Here is an 8,107-nt window from a genome sequence, read left to right on the forward strand (position 1 = left end):
CTATTCACTAATTACTATTCACTAATTACTATTCACTAATTACTATTCACTAATTACTATTCACTAATTACTATTCACTAATTACTATTCACTAATTACTAAAAAAATGAAATACCATCAAATAGACCGTGATTTATTTATTAAAAACAGAGCTAAATTCACGGCACAAATGAAACCAAATAGTGTTGCTGTGTTTAATTCAAACGATATTTACCCAGTTTCTGCTGATTCTACTTTGCCTTTTGCACAACATCGTGATATTTTTTATTTATCTGGTGTTGATCAAGAAGAAAGTATTTTGTTGCTTTTTCCGGATGCACCTTATGAGCATTTGAAAGAAATTTTATTCTTAAAAGAAACTAACGAACACATTGCTATTTGGGAAGGCGAAAAACTTACTAAAGATAGAGCGTTTGCAGTTGCCGGAATTAAAACCGTGATTTGGCTGCAAGATTTTCATAAAACTTTGAAAGAAGTGATGGCTTATGCCGACACTATCTACATTAACACTAACGAGCATTATCGTGCGGTGATTGAAACTGAAACTCGTGAAGAGCGTTTTATCAAGTGGTGGAAAGAAAATTATCCAGCGCATAAAGTGGAAAAATCGAATCCTATTTTGCAGCGTTTGCGTTCGGTGAAGGAAAGCGAAGAGTTAGATCTGATTCAAGAAGCTTGTAATATTACCGAAAAAGGATTTCGTAGAATTTTAAATTTCGTAAAGCCAAACGTAATGGAATACGAAATCGAAGCGGAATTTGCGCACGAATTTTTAAGAAATCGTTCCAAAGGTTTTGCTTACACACCAATTATTGCCTCAGGAAATAATGCGAATGTGTTGCATTATATTGAAAACAACCAACAATGTAACGAAGGCGATTTGATTTTGCTTGATGTTGGTGCAGAATATGCGAATTATTCAAGTGATATGACGAGAATGGTTCCAGTTTCGGGACGTTTTTCTGACCGACAAAAAGAAGTTTATAACGCGGTTTTACGTGTGAAAAATGAAGCTACCAAAATGTTAGTTCCAGGAACGTTGTGGAAACAATATCACGTTGAAGTTGGTAAAATAATGACTTCGGAACTTTTGGGACTAGGATTACTTGACAAAGCCGATGTTCAAAACGAAAATCCAGATTGGCCAGCGTACAAAAAATATTTTATGCACGGAACGTCACATCATATGGGATTAGACACACACGATTACGGATTACTACACGAACCAATGCAAGCCAATATGGTATTCACTGTTGAACCAGGAATTTACATTCCAGCAGAAGGATTCGGAATTCGTATTGAAGACGATATGGTGATTCAAGAAAAAGGTGAAGCGTTCAACTTGATGCGCAATATTCCTATTGAAGTAGATGAAATTGAATCGATTATGAATTCTTAATTTTAGAAAATAGATACAAGAAGAAAGAGAAAAGACGGTTTGCGAAAGTGAGCCGTTTTTTTTTGGAACACAAAAATCAGAAAAAGGAGTAGTGCCAAGTCCAATAATGTTTTGCTTTTATTTTAGAAAGTCCGCACCGCTTTTTACTTTGGAATGGGCTTCTTTTATTTTTTGAATTGTAAACACGATATTTTATTAAAGACGGCTCAAATTATCGAGCCGTCTTTATATTTATATTAATTATTTAACTTTTGAAAAATACTTTCTGCTTCGTTATAAAATACAATTCCTTTTCCAATTTTTTGTGGATCAAAATTTACTATTTTAATTAACTCAACATACTGAGAAAGATCTAGTCTATTCAAATCTAAGTTTTTTGGATTGATTTTCCAATATACCTCATCTTTATTATCATCATATTCCATTAAACCTGTTAACCCGCAAATTATTGGATAAAAAAATCCAAATGAATACTGATAATCACATGAATTTTTAGTAGTTCCAAATGGTGCTTTACCTTTCTTCTTATTATCAACTGATGAAATTCTACCAAATTTTCCAGGAGCTGCTCTATGATAAAGATTAGGAAATTCTATAAAAAGACGATCAAAGAAATGCAAAATATCATCTGTCATATTTAAAACGGACATTACATTTTTAGAAGTCAATACAAATTTTCCTTTATCTTCTTTACTTACTTCTGAATTTGACATTACGTCATTAAAGAAATCAACACATTTCCCTTTTTGAGAATAAATGCTAATTTTATTTAAGGTTTTGATATCAGAAGGAAGTTTATCTCTTTCTTTTAAGAAAATTAGACCTAACGTTGATAAACTAATGACATCTTCAGATTTAATTACTCCATTGTCACCTGTCTTCCATATTATATCATATTTCAAATCAAGTTTTTCTTTAAGAAAATCGTAGTATCCTACCTGATTTCCTTTAGCAGTTTCTTTCAACTGAACATTGTTATTTCTCGCAGAACAAATTTCAGATATGTAATCATAAAACTCTTCAATTGAACCATTTTCAGAATTTGGCGTCAAAATTTCAACAGGAATTGTAAAATGAAATTTGTCTTTGTTTTCTTCAAATTTTTCTACTATTTCTTCATAATGATCAGACCAAAAATCTTTACAATCATCCCAACTTTTGATTTTTTTATCAAATAATTTTTCAATTATAAAAATAGCTATTGCAAATGTATTATGGCCACCATCCATTATTCCTTCATAGTCAGTATTTGCAAAAGTTAATCTTACTCTGTTTCTATCTAAAAGCTCACAAGTCTCAGTAGAAAGTAAAATTCCTTTAGACTTAAACCAGAAAAGTTCAGGACTAGTTTCTAAAGTTTCGTGAATACTTTTTGTTATTTTATTAACTGTTGCAATCCTTGGATTAACCTTATTGTCAGCTTCTTTTAGAAGCTTAATAAAAGTTGATGGAGAAATACTTGAAAGGATTTTTTGAATTTTACAATCTTCTAAAGATTGTTGAAAAATGTTAGAATGTTCTAACTTAAGAATTAAATTACTCATAATTTTATTTATTTAATTTGGAACGAAAAAAACAATTAAATAAATATTATGAAGTAAGCTATGCAGCTCGTTCCGTTACGCCTAATGACTTACCAATCATAATACCATTGTCTATCCAGACAATTACCTAATATCCAATAGGTATACTTTACCCAAGTACCCGACAAAGGTATGAATAATTTTTAAACTTTCCAAACAAAGTTTAATTAATTATGTTTTTACAATAAATAAATGTGATTTTGAAGGATAAAATCTACTTTTGCACTAATGAAAACAACGATATTCAAAAACACCAAAATCACTTACACCGACCAAGGAAAAGGTACGGCTGTAGTTTTACTGCATGGTTTTTATGAAAATAAAGAAATGTGGAATGCTTTTGTACCTGAGTTTTCAAAGAAACACCGCGTGATTGCAATTGATTTATTGGGTCACGGACAAACCGAATGTTTGGGTTATGTGCATTCAATGGAAGATCAAGCCGATATGGTGCATCACGTTTTACACGAATTAAAAATTAGAAAAGCGGTTTTGGTTGGTCATTCTATGGGCGGTTATATTGCATTGGCTTTCGCCGAATTGTATCCAGATACTATGAAAGGTTTGGTGCTTCTAAACTCCACTTCCAGAGCTGATAGTGATGAACGAAAAGCCAATCGTGATCGAGCGATTATCGCAGTTAAAAAGAATTATGTGGCTTGCATCCGAATGAGTGTTGCGAATTTATTTAGTGAAAAAAACCGCGAAATTCTAGTAGAAGAAATTGAAAATGTAAAATTGGAAGCTTTAAAAACACCTCTTCAAGGAATAGTTGCTTGTCAAGAAGGTATGAAAATTAGAAAAGATAGAGAAGTGATTTTGCATTTTGCTTCTTATCCAATGATGTTGATTCTTGGAAAAGAAGATCCAGTTTTAAACTACGATGAAAATGTTGATCAAATTGAAGGAACCAACGTAAAACTACACACTTTCCCAGACGGACATATGAGTCATATTGAAAACAGAGATGAATTGTTGGTGGTTTTGGGTGAGTTTTTTAAAAAGGTTTAACCACTAAGACATCAAGATTGCGCGAAGTTCACTAAGAAATTAAATCAATCCTTCTCGTAAATAACCTTTGTCAATAAGTTCATTTTTCTCTTTTAAATGAAATACTTTTCCTTCTTTCAATAGGATTAATTTTGATGAAATTTTAATTACATTTTCATAATTATGATCGGTAATTATTATTCCTTTTTTATTTGAATTTTGAACAATCAATTGATTTATTTTTTCAATCATAATTGGAGATAACCCGTTATAGGGTTCATCTAACAAAATGAATTTCGAAGGATTAAAAAGTATTAATTTAATTTCTAAATATCTTAACTCGCCACCAGAAAGATGATTTATTTTTTTATCTCTTAATGAATTTATGAAATCATCTTGATAGAATTCTTCCGTTTTATTTTTGTCAATCGATAAATCAATTGCCTTTTTTACAGAAAATGAATTGGGGATAAAATTATCTTGTGACAAATAACTAATATCTGTAAACAAATCACTTGTTCTATTCTTAATTACTCCATCAATTCTAACAAATTTAAAATCGGAGTCGAGAATACCGAAAATGATTTTTAATAACGTTGATTTTCCGGAACCATTTCTTCCTAACAAACCAATAATTTCACCAGTTTCACATTTCAAATAAACATCTGAAAGTACCGATTTATAATCGAATTTCTTTTGAACACTATCGATTTCTAAAACATGTTTATTCAAAATAATAAAAGAATAAATTAATAAGTAATGTGATAAAAATCCCAAAAAATGCATTAATTAAATAGGTCCAAATCCAAAGCTGAATTTTGGAAATTCCATTATTGTAAAAGAAAATATACTCTCTTTTGTGACTAATTTCTTTATTTAAACAGGATGCAAAAAAACCAATTGTTAAAAAAACTGATATAAAGGCATCTGCTCCAAAAAATAAAAGTGGCAAAATACTGATGGCACAATTTATTGGAAGTGTGGATTTGTAAAAGACAAATATGTTGGCTGCTTTTTTAATTTTTTTAGTAAAGGAAAGAAAAACATTAGTATAAAATTTCTAACAAGATGTTAAACTTTACCTTGCGAACTTTGCGAAAAACTTAGCGCCTTTACGGTTAAACTTTTTCTTCAAACGCTACATCAGCACTCAAAATCTCATTTAACAAAACCACAATTTCTTCAATATAACTTTCCATCATTTCGGAAGAAATTACTTCAAATAACTCTTTACCTTCTTTGAAACCAAAAGGTAAAAATCCATTTTTCAAGTTTTTGAAAGATATAATTCCGGCTTCTATATCTAAACCTTTAGCTTGTTCTTCATACATAAACGCATAGGCAAGGATTTGGATGATCTTATCGTTTTTTATGTCATCTGTCAAGCCATTCCACGATTTTAAGGTAACACTAGGTTTGGTAACATTTCCGGTTTTATAATCGATGATTCTGATTCTTCCGTTACGATTTTCAATTCTATCAACATTTCCACCAATTTTAACAGAGAAAGGTAACTTTGGATGAATTAAATCACGTTCTAAATGTTTTTCTAAAGCTATAATCTGAATTTCATCGCCGTTTTGAATGGCTTCCAATTCTAATTTCAAGAAATTCAATACGTTTCTTTTGGCAACTTCAAACGCTAGAAGATTTCTTCCTTTTTTGATTTCGCCTTCCTTGTAGACCAATTTGAATTGTTTCAACACTTCGTCGTCGATGTTTTTGATACAAATTTTAATATCATTTTCAATTAAAATCTTACCAATAAACGGTTTGTACAATTCTTCTAAAGTTCCGTGAATTATGGTTCCAAGAGTATTAACTGCGATATTTTCTTCTACTTCATCGGTTTCAGAAATACGCAATATTCTTTGAAAATAAAATTGAATCGGATTTCGAATATAAGTCGTCAATGCCGACGGTGAAAATCCTTTTTCGGCAATTTCCTTCAATCGCAACAACACTTTTTCCGATTTTGGAATTACCAATGGTTGATGCGCAATTTCAGGAACATTGGCATTGTAGGTTTGAAAAGTCAAATTGTGATTGGGTTGTTTTTCGACTTCTAATTGTGTTATGAATCGGCTACGTTCACCTGCATCCAAACCTTCGCTATCGGAATTATACAACAAATAAATATTTTTTGCTCGTTGTAATAAATGATAGAAATGATACGTATAAATTGCGTCTTTTTCCTTGAACGTTGGCAAACCGTATTCTTTTTTAACATCATATGGAATAAAAGAATTCATACTTTTTCCAGCAGGAAATTTACCTTCGTTTACCGATGTGATAATTACAGTTTCAAAATCGAGCACACGACTTTCCAAAACTCCCATAATTTGCAATCCGTTCAAAGGTTCTCCTTCAAATGAGACTTCGGCTACATCAATTACTTGTTTGTAAATGGCATAAAGTGTTTCAACAGAATCAATATTTGAATTGGATGAAAAATAGGAAATCATTTTGTTTATCACTTTGAAAATCGAATAAACAAATGCATTTGTAATCTTTTCTTCTTCGTTATCTGAACTCAAATTGGATTTAATTTTGAGCAAAATCTGACTCAAATTTTCCAAAATAGCGACCGAAGAAGTGTCCCATTTTTGAAAAATCAATTGAAATAATTCATTCCGATTTTCTTGTAATTCCAGAATTCGTTTGTGAACTATGAAAGTATAATTGTTTTGATTGATTCGGTTTACCAATTCCTTGGCATTGATATACGGTTCAATTAATGGATGCGTCAAAATATCCAAAACGTCTTTGTAATAAAAGACATAACTCGAAGCGTTTCTTGAAATGGCGTTGGTATGTGCTTTAAAAAGTTTGGCAATAAGCAATTGCGCAGGATTATTTTTACTCGAATAACCCATCGTAATATTTAAAGCATCCACATTGGATGGAAGCGAATATAAAATTGGTACCAAAAGTGATTCTTCGCCAAGAACTACAGCTACATTTTGAAGTTTACCTTCATTTTCATTACTATGTTTTTCGATTATTTCGCCAACTATTTTAGCTTGACCAATGGCTTTTGGCGTACCAATGACTTGAATGTTCTTTTCTTGCTTAAAATCGGTTGTAATCCATTCATACGGATTGGTTTTATAATAAGGCCAAGTTGATTTGAATCGGCGTTGAAAAAGCCCTGTATCGTGAAATGGATCATTCAAAAAGGTTTCATCGATATCCCAATAGATTTTGGCTTTATCAATAGCTAAAAGATGTTGGATGATTTTTTCTTCGGCGTGGTTCAAAGCATTGAATCCAGCGAAAAGGAATTTTTTATCTTTAATTGTTTCTGAAAAATGGTTGAGATTATCAACGGCTTCTCTGTAGATTAAACCTTGATAACCAATTCCTTTATGCAATAAATAACTATAAAGTGAATGATAATAAAGTGGAAGTTTTTTCCAGAAAATTAAATATTTATCAATTAAGTCAGTTCGTTTATCAATGTCAACTGCCCAATGCTCTACTTCTTTTATATTTTCTAGATATTTTAAAATCTTATCGGGTTCAAGAAGATATCTGTCTATTTCGTTGAAATCTTGTAATAAGGTTTTAGCCCAATTAGCGAAGGTTTCAAAAGATTCCTGGTCTTTTTCAGTTATAGATAGATAAACGTTGTAAAATTCGAATAACAATTCAACGCTATCAATAGAACGAATTCCGGCAATGTCTTGAACAAAGTCTTCAATGCTTATAATTTCTGGAGAAAATATGGTTTGAGTTGTTTCTTTTTTGAGTTCATCAATTAAAAAAACTTTAGCTCTTCTGTTAGGTAGAATGACTATTAAATCTGAAAAGTTATCAGAATAGTCGGCGACAATTATCTTGGAAAGTTTATTTAGAAATGAGTTGTTATTCATTTTATAAATATAAAAAAACGCCCCGATAAATCGAGGCGTTTCTTGAAAATATTTTGGAAGAAATTATTTTACTAATTTCACTTCAACTCTTCTGTTGTTAGCTTTACCAGCTTTAGTTTTGTTAGAGTCAATTGGCATTGTCTCACCGAAACCTTTAGATGATAATCTTGAAGAAGCGATACCTTTTTCGATTAAGTAATTTTTAACTGCAGCAGCTCTGTTTTCAGACAAAGTTAAGTTAGCAGCATCTTTACCATCAG

Annotated in this window: 6 protein-coding genes; 2 read left to right on the top strand and 4 right to left on the bottom strand. The window is 31.1% G+C overall.

All coding sequences use genetic code 11. The features are described 5' to 3' along the window. Positions 1–106: 106 nt before the first annotated feature. Complete coding sequence (locus Q0050_RS13870; protein ID WP_298397078.1) at positions 107–1,399, top strand: aminopeptidase P family protein; 1,293 nt, start codon at positions 107–109, stop codon at positions 1,397–1,399. A 236-nt stretch (positions 1,400–1,635) separates the two neighbouring features. Here the strand turns inward: Q0050_RS13870 and Q0050_RS13875 are convergent, their stop codons facing one another. Then, positions 1,636–2,943 (bottom strand): hypothetical protein, encoded by a 1,308-nt coding sequence (locus tag Q0050_RS13875; RefSeq protein ID WP_298397081.1) that lies wholly within the window; start codon positions 2,941–2,943, stop codon positions 1,636–1,638. Between the two features lie 267 nt (positions 2,944–3,210). On the opposite strand from Q0050_RS13875, the gene Q0050_RS13880 reads away from it, so the two are divergent. Next, the gene (locus tag Q0050_RS13880; RefSeq protein WP_298397084.1) at positions 3,211–3,993 is read left to right on the top strand and encodes an alpha/beta hydrolase; all 783 of its coding nucleotides are present in this window, start codon (positions 3,211–3,213) and stop codon (positions 3,991–3,993) included. A 39-nt stretch (positions 3,994–4,032) separates the two neighbouring features. On the opposite strand, the gene Q0050_RS13885 is transcribed toward Q0050_RS13880, so the two are convergent. The 3 genes from Q0050_RS13885 to Q0050_RS13895 form a co-directional block, all read right to left on the bottom strand. Then, positions 4,033–4,704, bottom strand: coding sequence for an ATP-binding cassette domain-containing protein (locus Q0050_RS13885; RefSeq protein ID WP_298397087.1), 672 nt, complete (start codon positions 4,702–4,704; stop codon positions 4,033–4,035). A gap of 386 nt (positions 4,705–5,090) precedes the next feature. Beyond that, the gene (locus tag Q0050_RS13890; RefSeq protein WP_298397090.1) at positions 5,091–7,847 is read right to left on the bottom strand and encodes a PD-(D/E)XK nuclease family protein; all 2,757 of its coding nucleotides are present in this window, start codon (positions 7,845–7,847) and stop codon (positions 5,091–5,093) included. Positions 7,848–7,910: 63 nt separating this feature from the next. After that, a partial coding sequence (locus Q0050_RS13895) for an OmpA family protein (RefSeq protein ID WP_298397093.1) occupies positions 7,911–8,107 on the bottom strand: 197 nt, incomplete at its 5' end.

Source organism: Flavobacterium sp. (assembly GCF_027483985.1).
Lineage (GTDB): Bacteria > Bacteroidota > Bacteroidia > Flavobacteriales > Flavobacteriaceae > Flavobacterium.

Bases quoted from the DNA above. Each gene is read 5' to 3' on its own strand.
- Q0050_RS13875 (WP_298397081.1), bottom strand. From the start codon at position 2,943: ATGAGTAATTTAATTCTTAAGTTAGAACATTCTAACATTTTTCAACAA.
- Q0050_RS13890 (WP_298397090.1), bottom strand. From the start codon at position 7,847: ATGAATAACAACTCATTTCTAAATAAACTTTCCAAGATAATTGTCGCC.
- Q0050_RS13870 (WP_298397078.1), top strand. From the start codon at position 107: ATGAAATACCATCAAATAGACCGTGATTTATTTATTAAAAACAGAGCT.
- Q0050_RS13880 (WP_298397084.1), top strand. From the start codon at position 3,211: ATGAAAACAACGATATTCAAAAACACCAAAATCACTTACACCGACCAA.